General features: G+C 63.8%; 11 protein-coding genes. 5 read left to right on the plus strand and 6 right to left on the minus strand.

The genetic code is table 11. The features are described 5' to 3' along the window. Nucleotides 1–28 precede the first annotated feature (28 nt). Nucleotides 29–250 (minus strand): hypothetical protein, encoded by a 222-nt coding sequence (locus tag V1292_RS19235; protein ID WP_334374281.1) that lies wholly within the window; start codon nucleotides 248–250, stop codon nucleotides 29–31. A gap of 100 nt (nucleotides 251–350) precedes the next feature. Between V1292_RS19235 and V1292_RS19240 the strand changes: the two genes are divergently transcribed. The 3 genes from V1292_RS19240 to V1292_RS19250 all read left to right on the plus strand — a co-directional run bounded on the left by V1292_RS19240 (nucleotide 351) and on the right by V1292_RS19250 (nucleotide 2924). Beyond that, nucleotides 351–1169: a helix-turn-helix domain-containing protein gene (locus V1292_RS19240; protein ID WP_334374282.1), complete on the plus strand. Its 819-nt coding sequence runs from the start codon at nucleotides 351–353 to the stop codon at nucleotides 1167–1169. Nucleotides 1170–1429: 260 nt separating this feature from the next. After that, nucleotides 1430–2095 carry a DsbA family oxidoreductase gene (locus V1292_RS19245; protein WP_334374283.1) on the plus strand — a complete coding sequence of 222 codons (666 nt, stop codon included), beginning with the start codon at nucleotides 1430–1432 and terminating at the stop codon, nucleotides 2093–2095. A gap of 190 nt (nucleotides 2096–2285) precedes the next feature. Beyond that, nucleotides 2286–2924, plus strand: coding sequence for an NIPSNAP family protein (locus tag V1292_RS19250; protein WP_334374284.1), 639 nt, complete (start codon nucleotides 2286–2288; stop codon nucleotides 2922–2924). Between the two features lie 6 nt (nucleotides 2925–2930). Here the strand turns inward: V1292_RS19250 and V1292_RS19255 are convergent, their stop codons facing one another. The 4 genes from V1292_RS19255 to V1292_RS19270 form a co-directional block, all read right to left on the minus strand. Further along, nucleotides 2931–3875: a cupin-like domain-containing protein gene (locus V1292_RS19255; protein ID WP_334374285.1), complete on the minus strand. Its 945-nt coding sequence runs from the start codon at nucleotides 3873–3875 to the stop codon at nucleotides 2931–2933. Continuing rightward, nucleotides 3876–5066: a GNAT family N-acetyltransferase gene (locus V1292_RS19260; RefSeq protein WP_334374286.1), complete on the minus strand. Its 1191-nt coding sequence runs from the start codon at nucleotides 5064–5066 to the stop codon at nucleotides 3876–3878. A 172-nt stretch (nucleotides 5067–5238) separates the two neighbouring features. Beyond that, nucleotides 5239–7965: an EAL domain-containing protein gene (locus V1292_RS19265; protein WP_334374287.1), complete on the minus strand. Its 2727-nt coding sequence runs from the start codon at nucleotides 7963–7965 to the stop codon at nucleotides 5239–5241. Nucleotides 7966–8046: 81 nt separating this feature from the next. Next, entirely contained in the window at nucleotides 8047–9186 is a 1140-nt protein-coding gene (locus tag V1292_RS19270; protein ID WP_334374288.1) for a FecR family protein, read from the minus strand. A gap of 211 nt (nucleotides 9187–9397) precedes the next feature. Between V1292_RS19270 and V1292_RS19275 the strand changes: the two genes are divergently transcribed. Then, nucleotides 9398–11101: a ShlB/FhaC/HecB family hemolysin secretion/activation protein gene (locus V1292_RS19275; protein ID WP_334374289.1), complete on the plus strand. Its 1704-nt coding sequence runs from the start codon at nucleotides 9398–9400 to the stop codon at nucleotides 11099–11101. A 2-nt stretch (nucleotides 11102–11103) separates the two neighbouring features. On the opposite strand, the gene V1292_RS19280 is transcribed toward V1292_RS19275, so the two are convergent. Beyond that, nucleotides 11104–11511 carry a hypothetical protein gene (locus V1292_RS19280; RefSeq protein WP_334374290.1) on the minus strand — a complete coding sequence of 136 codons (408 nt, stop codon included), beginning with the start codon at nucleotides 11509–11511 and terminating at the stop codon, nucleotides 11104–11106. Between the two features lie 220 nt (nucleotides 11512–11731). Here V1292_RS19280 and V1292_RS19285 point away from each other — a divergent pair, with 220 nt between their 5' ends. Continuing rightward, nucleotides 11732–13177 carry a caspase family protein gene (locus V1292_RS19285; RefSeq protein ID WP_334374291.1) on the plus strand — a complete coding sequence of 482 codons (1446 nt, stop codon included), beginning with the start codon at nucleotides 11732–11734 and terminating at the stop codon, nucleotides 13175–13177. The last annotated feature ends 6 nt before the right edge of the window (nucleotides 13178–13183 follow it).

Here is a 13183-nt window from a genome sequence, read left to right on the forward strand (position 1 = left end):
TGTGCTTGGGAATGACCGGGGGCAGGGATCAGCGTTGCAGCAGCGACCGGAGCTGACGCATCAGCCGCACCGGGCAGAGCGCCTTGCCGACCCTGTTCTCGATCGTCTGCACCTGCACGAACACGAACACACCGGTGTCGTGCACCAGGGGCTCGGGCATGTTCAGGGAGCGTGCCACGAGCCAGGTGACCAGATTGCGCACCCAGGGGATCATGGCGGCGACGAAGCGGAACAGTGAAAGCATCAGCATGGGTCATCTCCTGTGCTGCCAAGATGACTCGACCTGCGACCCGTTTCGATTACCTTGGACGTAATGGAATGGATGAAATTCGCATGGTAGGTTTTCCACCATGAACGCACATGCTGCCACGGCGCGAGCCGAACGAACCCAGCCCCTCCACATTGGCGATCACCTGCGCGAATGGCGCCAACGGCGACATCTGAGCCAGCTCGATTTGGCGAGCGATGCCGAAATATCCGCGCGTCACCTCAGTTTTGTCGAAACCGGCCGCGCCGCGCCATCGCGGGAAATGGTGCTCAAGCTTGCCGAGCGATTGGAGGTCCCCTTGCGTGAACGCAACGTGCTCCTGGTCGCAGCGGGTTTTGCCCCGGCCTTTCCGAAACGCTCGCTGGATGATCCGGCGCTGAAGTCGGCCCGGCAGGCGATCGATCTGGTGCTCAAAGCCCACGAGCCCAATCCGGCGTTGGCCTATGACCGGCACTGGAATCTGGTGACGGCCAACCGCATGGTGGCGCCGTTGCTCGAAGGTTTGCCGCCGCATCTGCTCCGGCACCCCATCAACATCATGCGGCTCGCCTTTCATCCCGAAGGGCTCGCGCCGCGCACGGTCAATCTTGCCGAATGGAGCGCGCATCTTCTGGAACGGCTGCATCGCCAGTGCGAGGCAACGGCCGATCCCGAACTGCTCAAACTGTATCAGGAGCTCAAAGCCTATCGTATGCCGGCGCGCTCGGGGCCGATCTCGGCCGACAATGTCGCGATCCCGTTAAAGCTGCGCCACAATGGCGATGTGTTGAGTTTCATCTCCACCACCATGGTGTTCGGCACGCCCGTCGACATCACGTTGCAGGAGCTTGCGCTGGAAACTTTCTTTCCCGCCGACGATCTGACCGCCGATCGCATGCGGCAGATGGCGGCAGCTTTGTAGTTTGAAGGATGGGTGGAGCGAAGCGATACCCATCATGTGAGGGTCGCACGGTTGATGGGTTTCGCTTGCGCTCTACCATCCTACATTGTGCGGTCGCCGGGGGAGTCGCCGACTAGCGACAAGGCCGTGGTCGCGCTGCCCTGCAGCATATCAGTGAGCACGGCCCCGCCGGTGAAGTGATACGAGACATGCGGCGATCGCCCTTGTCTCCTTGTCCGATCGGATTACCTTCCGGGACATCATTCAGCGAGGACGTTCCGATGAGCACCCTAAAACCCCTCAAGATCGACATCGTCTCCGACGTGGTCTGCCCCTGGTGCTACATCGGCAAACGCCGGATCGAGAACGCCTTGGCGCTGGTGCCCGATGTTCCCGTCGAAGTGCGCTGGCGGCCGTTCTTCCTCAATTCCTGGGTGCCGCGCGAGGGCATCAGCCGCGACGAATATCTCACCGCAAAATTCGGTTCGGTCGAGGCTTACAAGGGCATCGCCGGGCGCGTCGTGGCGGCTGCGGGGGAGGAGGGGCTGACCTACCGGCCCGAACTCGTGAAGCGCCAGCCCAACACCATCGATTGCCATCGCCTGATCAATTGGGCGGAAGCTCAGGGCAAGGCCGCTGAGATGAAGCAGCGCCTGATGGAATTGTACTTTCGCGATGGCGGCGATCTGACCGATATCAACGTGCTGGTGCAGGCCGCGGCCGATGTTGGCCTCGACGCCGACGATGTGCGCAAGCGTCTTGCCACCGATGAGGACGTCGCACTGATCTCCGGCCAGGCGCAGGAAGCTTCCGACAAAGGCATCTCGGGCGTTCCTACTTTCGTCTTCGCGCAGAAATATGCCGTGTCCGGCGCCCAGCCGGCCGAGCAACTCGCCCGCGCGATCCGGCAAGTTTCCGGCGAAATCAACGCGCAGGCCGCGGAGTGACCTTGCGTGTCCCGGACGCGGTGCGGCGCGCAGCGCTGCGCCGCGGAGCCGGGACCCAGGCTGCAGGGGAGACCCCAGAGCAGCAGCGCACCGCCATAGCGCGTCGAAGACGCGCGTAAACGCGCTTATGGCGCTGCGCAGCATCCGGGGAACGCGGCGATGAAACTAGAATAAACTTGGGGAGGCAATCATGATCTACGAACTGCGCACCTACACCTTAAGACCCGGCACGCTCGGCGACATGATCAAGGCCGCGAGTACGATATCGCGCGAGATCCGCAAGGACGATTACGGCAAGCTCGAAGGCTACTGGTCGACCGAGATCGGCCCGCTTAACCAGGTCCTGCACATGTGGAGCTACAACAGTTTCGAGGAGCGCGCCCGGTTGCGCGCCGAGCTTGCGAAAAGCCCGCGCTGGACCGGCGAGTATGTGCCGCTGATCCGCCCCTGGTTGGTCCGTCAGGACGTCCGCCTGATGAACGCGGTGAGGCCGCCGGTTGCCCCGGCATCGACGGGCAATGTCTACGAACTCCGCAACTACCGCGCCAAGCCGGCCGGCGGCCTCAAACAATGGCTCGATGCGTTCACCGCCGTACTGCCGGAGCGGGAAAAGTATTCAAAGATCGTCGGCCTCTGGACCACCGAAGCGGGCCAACCGAACGAAGCCTGCCACATCTGGGCCTATCCCAGCCTGAACGCCCGCGCCGAAGCGCGCGGGAACGCGATGAAGGATCCGGCCTGGCAGGAATTTCTCGGGAAGGGTCCCGGATTTCTCGACGAGATGCACTCGACCATCATGCTGCCGGCGCCGCATTCGCCGCTGCAGTGAGGCTGGTTACGCGCCCTTCAAATAATAGTTCGCGCGTTTCCCGAGCGCGATCCGCCGCAGCACGCGGCGCATCGCCATCGAGGCGCGCAGCGGCTTTATCGCGGTCGTCACGGTGCGATAGAACGCCAGCTTGAGTGCATCGAGCACCGGCTGTTTGCCCGGCGGCTGCTGCGGCAGGCCGATGCTGCGCAGCATCGAATTGAAGAAGTGCAGATCGTTCATCCGCCGCACTTCGCGCGTCTTCCAGGTGATCGCCATCGAGATCGAGAACGAGCCTGCGGTGCGCACCCAGTGCGGCCATTGATACGGCACATAGCAGCCGTCGCCTGCGAACAGGTGGAATTCCTTGCCCAACGGCGCAATGCTCTCGTCATATTTCAGGTTGCGATGCTTGGTCATCGAGCGCTCGATCTCGTCGTCGGAGACGATCGAACGGTCGGTATTGTCGAAGATCGTGAAGAATTTTTCGCCGTGGATGTGCACGAAGAAATTGTCTTCGCTGTCGAGATGAAATGGCGTGGTCGAGTTCGGCGAGGACACGAACAGGAAACCTTCGACCTGCTCGAAGCCGGCGTCAGCCAAGCTGTTGAAGCCGCGGGCGCGGGCGACGGACAGCAGCGTATCCTCCAGCAACACCCGATATTCCGGCGAATTCTCGATGCGCTTGAGCACCATCCAGGCGCCGGCGGTCTCAATGCTCTTCACGACTTCGACGGGGTCGAGGTCGACGGAGGGAATCGCATCCGGATCCTGGCTGATCGCGACCTTGCCGGAATTATATTCGATCAGGTCGCGCGGCAGCTCGGAAGCCAATTGCGCGATGCGTGGCAGCGTCAGCAGCGGATGGCCGCCGAGCTTGTGGCGGATCGCAAACGGCTTTAGCGGAAAGTCGCGGCGGAGCGCGTCATGGTCGGCCGTAATGACGGGCGCTACGGCGGTGAGCGTATTCATTTAGGATTTCTCCCGACTCTTTCTGACGAAATGGACGAGACGCCGCGCCGGCTCGCGGATTGCGGACCGCAAGGGGAGCGCGGCGCGAATCAACGCCACCACCGGATCGTTCCGCCGCAGCGGAATCAACACGTCGCCGATCGCAAGGCGTCCGCGCCAGATCGGGTTGATCATGGGATGGTCGGGATTTGCGGTGGAATCCACCATGGCAATGGCTGGATCGGCGCAAAGATGCTGCGTTAGCTCCAGCGTCAGTTGCACGCCCGGCGAAAACTTCGCAAAGCGCTCGTCGACGCCGAGCTTGAAGTAGAAGGCGCGATCCTGATGGCGCAGCACGATCGCTGCCGCCACGGGTGTTTCGCCGGCGCGCAAGGTCACGATCTCGCATTGGCCGGTCTCTGCCAGCGCAGAAGTGGCGCGGCGGACGAATGCCGCATCGCCCTCGTGCTGGCCGAGGGCCGTGCCGCGCTGGCCCTTCCAGCCGCTGGCTTCCAGCACCAGGAAGGTTTCGACAGCGGCAGCAATCTCGCCGGGCGTCCGCGCCACGTCGAAATGGACGGCGCCGTGTTCGGCGAGGCGATTGCGCTGACGGCGCAGTTCTTTCAGTTTCTTTGCGCCGAGCGCGTCGCGCAGCACTGTATCGGCGTCGGCCGTGGCATCGAGGCAGGCGCGGACATGCGACTGCAGCACCAGCGGCTGCATGCCGCCGCGATGCAGCACATTGGTGAAGGCCTTCATGGCTGCGCCATCGAGCGGGGTGGCGCGGAAAATCAGCGCATGCGCGCCGGCCCGCCTGGCCCGGCGCAGGATGCTCGTGACGGCTTCCTCAGCCATGTCACGATCGAGCAGCGGCGTGCAAAGCGTGCCGTAGGGATCGGCGCTGACCAGAGCGGGCAGCGGGATCTTGTAGGCGCGCCACATCGAGATCACGGGCACAAGGCCGATCAAGGTGGATGCATCGTGCCACGCGCCGAGCGCGGCGGCATTCGAGCGGCCCCGCGCCGAAGCATTCACCGCCAATTCCCATTCGGGCAAGTAATAGCCGTTCGGCTCGGCGGCGCCATCGGTGAGTGCGCGCCATTGGGGTGCGGAGATGTCGGTAAGCGGCGTCAGCGCCTCGCCGATGGCTGGCGCATTCGCCTCCTTGCTCGATGCCCGGCGCACCGTCGATGTATCGGTAATATCGACCACTTCCCCGAATCCCCGTTCGCGTTTTTTATGCCGGCAACACCTTGAGGCGCCGCCGGCTCATCGCGTTCACAGGGTGACCCTAGCGAAAAGAGTTGGAAAATAGCGTTGCTGCGATGCTCGGATTTGAGGTGTCGCGTTAACCGATCGTTCAGGCTGATCAAACCGCTCGGCGTCACGCCACCTCGGCGGCTGCGGGAGCGGTCAGGAATTTGGCTTCAAGATCCCGAGCCGGCATCGGCTTGCCGAAGAAATAACCCTGTCCCTCTTCGCAGCCCATCCTGACCAGGCAGTCGGCCGTGGCGCGGTCCTCGACGCCTTCGGCGATGACGGACAGGCCGAGCTGCTTGCTCAGTCCGATGGTCGAACTAACGATCGCCGCGTCGTCGGGATTGGTCAGCAAGCCCAACACGAACGAGCGGTCGATCTTCAGCCCGTCGAGTGGGAATTTCTTCAGATAGCTCAAGCTGGCAAAGCCAGTGCCGAAATCGTCGAAGGACAGGCGAACGCCAAGCTCCTGAATCTCGAGGAACGTATTCAGCGCGCCCTGCTCATCGTGGAGCAGGATGTCTTCGGTGACCTCGAGCTCGAGGCTGGTTGGACTCAAGCCGGTGCTGGCGAGCACCTGCGCGACCGAGACCGCGAGGTCACCGGACTCCAACTGGGACGGCGAAAGGTTGACGCCGATGCGGAGCTTGTGTCCCGCCCGTTCCCAGGCGGCTCCCTGGGTGCAGGCGGTTTGGAGAACCCATTCGGCGATCCGCTCGGAAATCGGGGAGGTGTTGACGACCGGCATGAATTCGCCCGGCGAAACCAGGCCCCGCACGGGATGACGCCAGCGGATCAGGGCTTCGGCGCCGATCAATCGGCCGTCGGCCAGATGAAATTGTGGTTGGTAGAACAATTCGAACTGATTGCGTTCCGCGGCCAGCGCCAGCTCTGCTTCCAGCGTCAGGCGCGTCTCCAGCTCGCGGCGGATCGAGTCTTCGAACAGCACGTGGCCGCCGCGGTTGGTCGCCTTGGCGCGGCTCAGCGCCAGATGGGCGTTGCTGAGGAGTTCGTCCGCTGTTCGTCCATCGCCCGGGCAAGCGGCGGCTCCAATGCTGACCTTGACGCGGAGGTGGCGGTTTCCGGCCAGCAGCGGCGCATCGAAGCCGTCGCCGATCTGTTCGGCGAAGCGGCTGAGGTTTTCTCCGATGTCGCTGGTCGGAACGGCGATGGCGAATTCGTCTCCGCTCAAGCGGGCGACCAGACCCGCCGGCGGGATAGCCGCCGTCAGTCGCTGCGAAATGGCGCGAAGCACGAGATCGCCACAGGTGTTGCCGAGCATGTCGTTGATCTGCTGGAAGCCGTCGATGCCGATCACCAGCAGTGCCACCTTGCGGCCGTCCGTCTCGGCCGCGGAAATTTTGGCCTCGAGCTGGACGTGAAGCGTGTTGCGGTTGATGAGCCCCGTCAGCGTGTCGTGTTCCGCAAGATATCTGACTCTCTCGGCTTCACGCTTGCGTACCGAGATGTCGCGCAGGATCGCGCCGAACTGAAGCCCGTCGGTGCCTTGCCAGCCGGAGAAGGAAGCCTCGACCGGAAACACCTCGCCATTGCTGCGGCGTCCGTCGAACTCGACCACCGATCCGGCAGCCAGACGAGCAGCGTTCTTGATGGAGAAGGCGGATGTGGCGAGGGTTTCCTCACGTGCGCAAATCTCGTCGAACGGCCGACCGATCATTTCTTCGGGCAGATAGCCGAAGATCGCGGTCGCGCCCGGATTCCACACCGTGATCAAATAGTTGGAGTCGGTACAGATCAGGCCGTCGCCGAGCGACATCGCCACGCGCTGAAAGCGGCTCTCGGCGACCCGGCCGAGCAGATCCCTGATGTCGATTTCGTCGAGTGCGATGGCCGCGACGTAGATGACGATGGCGATGTGAAGCAGAGACGTATCCGGAATGAGCGGGAACGCCGCCTGCAGGGCAAACGCGCCTGCCTCGAGCGTGAACGCCGTTGCGCCGAGCAGCGCGACCCGCTTGCCGGCGGTGAGGCGGCGCCACGAGAACAGCATCAGCAAGGCGAGCAACGCCAGGCCGGCCGCCGTGACGACGCCTGAGGTCCATTGCAGCGCGCGGTTCTGCAGCAGCGATTCCGCAGCCAGCGTCTGCAGCACCGGGCCGGACAGGATCACACCGTTCGGCACGCTGAAGCGGTCACCAAGTTCGAGCGCCGTGCCGCCGATGACAACTTTCTTGCCCTGAAGCTTTTGCAGTGTCGCCGGGTCACCGCTCAGAACGTCGGCAAAGGACACTTTGGTGATTCCGGCCGTTCGGATGCTGAAGTCGATCAAAAAGGGCGTGCGCTTTTCGTCGTACTGGCCGGCGAGCACGGCAGCCATCGAGGGTACGAATTTGCCGTCCAGCTTCTCACCGAACGGATAACGCCGGACGAGGCCATCGGGCCCGACCTCGACGTTGACGATCGCCGACCACGAATGTTCGGCGAATTGCTGCAGCGGGCGATTGATGTGAAGCGTCGTCCTGTCGGTGCGGGGCTGCTGGAAGGAGGGCAGCACCACCGATCCGCCGGCGCGCTCGAGGGCTTCGGCAAAGTTTCGGTCCGACGACGCATCGGAAGGCGTCGAGAAGTCGACGTCGAGTGCGATGTCCTGGACGTGCGCCTTCTGAAGCTGCCGGATCAGCTCGGCGTGGAGCAGGCGCGGCCATGGCCAGACGCCGATCCTGTCGATCGACGATGCGTCGATCGCGATCACCACGATGTCGCCGCTGACTTGTCGCGACTGCCAGGCGAACCGCAGGTCGGCCAGGGTGTTGCGAAGCGAGCTATGCCAGCCGCCCACCAGGACGATTGCCAGCGCAATCGTCACGAAAATATGCGGCCGATATCGTTTCACTTGGTCACCATTCTGGTGGGTCGAATGCAGCGTCGTTGCTTGATGGCCTTCAGCCTCGTGCAATTGCGTCAGCCCGCAGGTTCAGTTCCTGCCCCGGCCATTGCCGTTACCATTTCCGTTGCCATTGCCATTGCCATTGCCGTTGCCATTCCCATTCCCATTCCCGTTGCTTTTGCCGTTGCCATTGGCTCCGTTCCCGTTCCCGCCATTCCCATTGCCGTTGTTGCCATTGCCGTTTCCGCCGCCGCTCGATGCAGCTATCGTGGTACCGACGCTGGAAGCGCTGCTCGAGATGGCTGCGCCGTTGGCGCCATTGCTCTGGCTGTTGTTCGCTACGTTTGAACCTGTCCCGACATCGGACGAGCTCCAGATCGTGTCGTTCCGCGCAGCGTTGCGCGATCCGCCATGCGCAGCCGACTTGTCGCGTGCGAGCCCATGCGTGACTCGATGGACGTTGAGGCGGACTTCACCGATCGACGACGAGATGCGGGTCACGCCCGGCTTTGCGAGGTGCACGCCCGGCTGGCGGGACGGTTGGACGCTCTGTCCATTGGCGGCATTGCGGATCGCCGTAAAGCCGCCGCGCGGAACCGGCACGCGCTCGATCGAAGGTGCGCGCGGCTTGCCGCGTTCGATAGGGCTGAATGTGCCGACTCCGCCCAGCGACAGCCCGGTCTTGCCGCTCGCGAACGCGGTCGCGTGCTGCCCGGCCATCACTTGCGCGATCTGCCCCGACTTGAAATCGGCGACTTCGACCTGACCGCGGATCACGTCTACAGTGGTCTTGCCGGCGTTTACGGTGACACGGAATTGCGTGCCCTTCACCACGGCGGCGAGGTAGGGCGTTTCGACCTCGAAATGCTTGACGTTGCGTTTTTCGACGTCGAGCAGGATCGAACCCGCCTGCTGCACGATCGTGGTCGACAGCCCTTCCTTCTTCCGGGCGGGGACGCCGACCACGGAATTCGGCGCGACCATGATCATTTCCTCGCCGCGCTTCAACAGGACGCGACCGGTGCGGCCGGTGCGAACCGTATCGCCCGGCTTCAACACGTCTTCCTGTTTGATCGATGCCTGCTGCACGCCGCTGCCGGCGACCCAGACCTCGCCGGAGGATCTGCTGACCGTCCACTCGCCGCCGTCGGCGGCGTTGGCGATCGAAGCCGTCGCCAGGAAGAGCATCGTCGCGAGTGTTCTCGAGACGTGAGGGATCGCACGCATGAAATGCTCCGATTGCCGCTTTGTCCCGCAAGCTATGGGAAATGTTTCAAGATTGGGTGAGCGAAAGCCGCCGACTGCGAGGGACTTATTAACCATTCGTTGACCATGATTTTCTATTAAAAATCAGATGGCTAGCCGTTCCGCCGACGATCTTTGTTCCATATCCGTAGAATTACGGCGGCGGGCCTGTTCAGCTTTATCCCGCGCGGTGATGGTTGGCGTCGGGCTGTGGACTTCGCTCCTCTGTTTGCCGGCGCACGCGCAGCAAGCGCATCAGTCTGGTTACGATCCGCGGCAGACCGAAAAACGTTTCGAGGACCAGCAATCCAGCCAGGGCGCGAACGGGCGGCCCCGATTGCCGTCGCCGCGATTCGCCGGGCCGGAGGGGCAGGGAGACACCAAGCCGTTGTTCCTGCTTCGGCGCGTCTCGATCAGCGGCGCCGTTGCGATACCGCAGGACCGGCTGGTGACGGCATATCAACCCTACATCGGAAAAAGGGTGTCGCAGGCCGATCTGGCGGCGATCGCCAGCGCGGTCAGCGAAATCTATCGCGCCGCCGGCTTTCACCTCAGCCGGGCGATCATCCCGCCGCAGGATATCCAGAGCGGCGAGCTTCGCATTCAGGTCGTCGAAGGCAGCATCACGGAGCTGACGCTGAAGGGGGACGGCGCCGACGAATTCGGCGTCCGGCCGATGCTCGATGCCGTGTTGGCCGAACGGCCCTCGCGGCTTGCAACGCTGGAACGGCAATTGCTGCTGATCAACGGCCGCCCCGGCGTGCGGATCATGGACACCGCGATCGATGAGATCGGCACGACAACCGGCCATTTCCGCCTGATCGTCTCCGTGAAAACCTGGCACGTCTTCACCTCGTTCGGCATCGACAATCTCGGATCGTCGTCGGTCGGACCGTGGCAGAGCTACGGGACGGCGGCGTTCAATTCCTATCTCGCACCCGGCGATTCGCTGGTGTTCAACCTTTCGACCACGCCCGGCGATCCGAGGCAGCTCGCGTTCGGCCGCCTGTCCTACGAAGTGCCTGTCGGCAGCGATGGCGCCCGCATTGGTGCGTCGGGTTACTACAGCGAAGTCTGGCCCGGTGACTACCGCCGTCTTTACAACGACAACATCAAGACCGAGTCGTTCGAAATTCGCGGCAGCATTGCTCCGCTGCAATCGCAGAAGTCCAGCCTGACGCTGACCGCGGCTGCCGGATTCACCAACGCCACCGAAAACGATGTGTTCGGCCCGATCTACGCCGATCGCATCCGCACCGTGAGCCTCACGTCGGACTACCGCCTGCAGGACCATTTCGGCGGCACCAATTATCTGACGGTGAACTATCGCCAGGGCCTCGAAATTCTCGGTGCCTCGCACCGTGGCGATGACTATCTGTCGCGTGTCGGCGCGTCCGGCACATTCTCCGCGCTGAATTTCTGGTTCACGCGCTATCAGAAGCTGTCGGACGCATGGTCGGTGAAGCTCGCCGCTGCCGGCCAGGCCGCGTCCGGCCCGCTGTTCGTGTCGCAACAATTCTATCTCGGCGGCATTGCGTTTGGCCGCGGCTATGGCAGCGCCGAGATCAGCGGCGACAACGGTGTTGCTGGTACGGTCGAACTGCGCTTCGACCAGAAGACGAACCTGCAATATCTGAGCGGCTACCAGCTCTACGGCTTCGTCGACAGCGGCGTGGCCTGGAATGACGGCTACCAGCTCAGCGACGGCCTCTCGCTGACCTCGGCCGGCGGCGGCGTTCGCTTCTTCCTCAAGGAAGGCCTGCAAGCCGACCTCGGCGCCGCCGCGCCGCTCAGCTATCGCGCGCCTGACAACCCCACCCACGGCGCGCGCGTACTGTTCTCGCTGACCAGCGCGCTGAAGCTCTGTCCGGTGCGGGCGACGACGCGGTGTTTGTAGGGCTAGACCGGCTCGTAGCTCTCGGTCGCGCAGGTATCCTCGGCTTCGACCTTTTGGCGATCGGCGATCGCGCCGTCGGATATTTCGATCCGATAGGTCTGCGTGCCCAGCGGCTTGCCGGTCACCGAAACCACTTCGGCCTTGACGCAGGCGGTCCAGCCCGGTCCGCGGAGGTTGGGGCGCGGCTCGGAGACGCGGACCTGGGTTGGTTGCGAGGCCGCCACGAACACCGAATCCAGTTTTTGCCGCAGCAGCAGCTTGACGTCCGGCGGCGTCCCCAGCACGGGCGGGTCGGGCGCCTTGCCGCGCATGAAGTCGGGCACCGGCGCGCGGACGTCGGCAAAACCGCAACCCGCAAGCGTCAGCGCTGCGCCCGCTACCAGCGCTATGTGAATCACGATCCGCCGCATCGGAGGTTGTTTTACCCCGGCGGCGCCATTTCGGACAGGGGATTGCCGTGCACATAACGATCTCGCGACTGTGATTTGGATCACTGCGCGGGATTCTGGGCCTGCGACAAGGTCGCCGTCGAATGGGGCCGCCATCACCTCTCACAGGGCGCGGCCGGCTTGAACCTTTGGCTTCGAGGCCGTGACCAATCCGAAGCCTGCATTGCCGGGAGGTGCCATCATGTTCCGTCACGCGCTGCTCAAGCTGATGATTCCTGCGGCGGTTCTGCTGGGCGCCCATTCGGCCTCCGCCGAAAGTCGCCTCGCACTGGTGATCGGCCAATCGGCCTATCGTTCGGTGCCCGCGCTGCCCAATCCGGCCAATGACGCCAAGGCGGTCACGCAATTGCTGACCGATTCCGGCTTCGAGGTTTCGACCGCGGCCGATCTTTCGCAGAATCAAATGCGGGAGGTGGTCAGCGAATTCGCCGGCAAGGTGGCCGCGAAAGGCGCCGATACGGTCGCCCTGGTGTTTTACGCCGGCCATGGGCTGCAGATCGACGGCGAGAATTTTCTGGTCCCGGTCGATATCGATCCCAAGCGGGAAGCCGACATTCCGATCCAGGCGGTGCGCCTCAACGACATCCTGAACACGTTGACATCGGTGCCGAGCAGGATGCGCATCCTGATGCTCGATGCCTGCCGCAACAATCCGTTCCCCGATCTCAAGACCGCCGGCAGCGGCCTTGCGCTGGTCGACGCCAAGGTCGGCTCGCCCGGCACGTTCCTCTCGTTCTCGACTTCGCCCGGCGCGGTCGCGGAAGACGGCTCGGGCTCCAACAGCCCGTATACGACCGCGCTGCTCGCGGCCGGCAAGGAGCAGGGGATTCCGATCGAGGAGACCTTCAAGCGGGTGCGGCTTGCGGTGAACAAGGTCACCGAAGGGCGGCAGACGCCGTGGGACAGCTCTTCGCTGACCGAGGATTTCCGCTTTTCCGGCGCGTCGGTCGCCGGACCCAAGCCTGCCGCAGCTCCGAAGAAGACGGTTGCCGAATGGACGCGCGATCTGAAAGGCAAGCCGGTCGAGGCGGCGAACGAGTTGATCGTGGCTGACGGTACCGATGAAGCCTATGAGGCCTTCGCCGGCCTCTACCCGCAAACCTCGCTCGGGCGACTGGCGCGGGACTGGCTGGTCCGTCACCGGCGCATGGTGGCGTGGAATAACGCCGTGCTGATCAATACTGCGTCCGGATATCGCTCGTTCCTGACCCGATTCCCCGACAGCGATCTGTCCGCGACCGCGCGCAAGCTGGAGGAACGGCTGCGCAACCGTCCCGACTTCACGCCGGCTGTTTCGGCCGCCAACGCAGCCGTGCCGCAGAACGTCGCGCTCGCCGCGCCGATGTGCCCCTGCAACGTCCAGCCGCCGCAGCAGCCGATCAAGGTCAATGCGCCGGTCCGGCGCGTCGAGCCCGATCCGCCGAAGCGGGTCGATCGCAAGCCGCCGCGGCGCGTGCGTGAGCCGGACGACGACGTCGTGGTCGTTCGCCGTCCGCCGCCGCGCGTCGTCTACGAGCAGCCGCCACCGCCGCCGCCGGTCAGCATCGGCATCGGGATCGGTCTCGGCGGGTTTGGCGGCGGCCGCGGCGGCAACTATGGCGACCATGGCGGCCGGGGTAGATACTGAAGTGCC

The sequence above is a fragment of the Bradyrhizobium sp. AZCC 1719 genome, assembly GCF_036924525.1.
In the GTDB taxonomy this organism is placed as follows: domain Bacteria; phylum Pseudomonadota; class Alphaproteobacteria; order Rhizobiales; family Xanthobacteraceae; genus Bradyrhizobium.